Source organism: Bacillus sp. SIMBA_074 (assembly GCF_046534555.1).
In the GTDB taxonomy this organism is placed as follows: Bacteria; Bacillota; Bacilli; order Bacillales; family Bacillaceae_G; genus Bacillus_A; species Bacillus_A mycoides.
Genome location: NZ_JAWRYM010000672.1, coordinates 1 through 264, shown reverse-complemented (window position 1 = coordinate 264; position 264 = coordinate 1). Strand labels below are relative to the sequence as shown.

The 264-nt window shown below is 49.2% G+C and carries 1 protein-coding gene; it reads left to right on the top strand.

Going from position 1 to position 264, the window contains the following annotated elements:
• The coding region (locus tag SB773_RS32460; RefSeq protein ID WP_410594496.1) for a homocysteine S-methyltransferase family protein at positions 1-264 on the top strand (264 nt) is incomplete at both ends.

Genomic DNA, 264 nt, shown 5'->3' with positions numbered 1-264 from the left:
CGCTAAAACAGGAAAAGATGTGCCTGTCATCATATCAGGTACGATCGAACCGATGGGCACGACACTCGCTGGCCAGTCCATAGAAGCTTTCTATTTATCGGTTGAACATATGAAGCCCGTGGCTGTCGGCCTGAATTGTGCAACAGGTCCGGAGTTCATGATAGACCATATCAGGACACTTGCAGATATAGCAAATAGCGCCATCAGTTGTTATCCGAATGCTGGGCTCCCGGATGAAGAGGGTCACTATCATGAGTCACCGAC